Annotated in this window: 1 protein-coding gene; it reads right to left on the bottom strand. The window is 58.6% G+C overall.

What is annotated here, in order from left to right:
* On the bottom strand, positions 1-678 hold a 678-nt coding region (locus CRJ00_RS02110; protein ID WP_144038065.1), incomplete at both ends, for an IS110 family transposase.

Raw genomic sequence — 678 nt, 5'->3', positions numbered from 1 at the left:
CTGGGCCCTGACTGGGTCCCTTTGCCGCCATCGCCGCCCTTCTGCAGCAGGGCTTCCAGCTTATGGTCACATTCGGCAATCTGCTTCATGTAGAACAGATAGGCCTCATGGGCGATCCTTAGGGCGAACACACCCCTTTCTGTATAGAAACCCTCCAGGGCGGCAAGGATCTCCTGGGACTTGGTCCTGCGCAGCCTGGTATGGCACAGGGACAGCAGGACACCAGGATCGCGCTCGCCCGACAGTATTGCACCGATGACGGCCATACCGCTTGCTCCATGGATCTGGCTCAGTACCTCGGGAAGCCTGATGTTCATTTCCACCAGGGCCCTCTGCATGTGGTTGACATGCATGGCGGCGTTCCGCAGCAGGTCCTCCCTCAGCCTCAGGTAGCTGCGGATCTCCTTTTGGTCCCCTTCGGCCACAAAGCAGCGGTTCAGCAGTCCATAGCTGTGCAGCTGCTGGATCCATTGGCAGTCCTTTACATCGGTCTTCCGTCCGGGGACCTGTTTGGTCTGGCGGCCGTCGACCAGCCAGACGTCAAGCCCTCCGGCGTGGAGGATATCGTAAAGGATGAACCAATAGGAACCCGTGGCCTCCATCGCAACGGTGTCCACACCATGGGAGAGCAGATAGTCCAGGGCTTCGCGAAAGTTACGGGTAAAATTACGGGTAAAA

The organism is Sphingobacterium sp. 1.A.4 (assembly GCF_002734245.1).
Taxonomy (GTDB): domain Bacteria; phylum Bacteroidota; class Bacteroidia; order Sphingobacteriales; family Sphingobacteriaceae; genus Sphingobacterium; species Sphingobacterium tenebrionis.
Note: the sequence above shows the minus strand (reverse complement) of the source record. Positions and strands in the feature narration are given on the sequence as shown.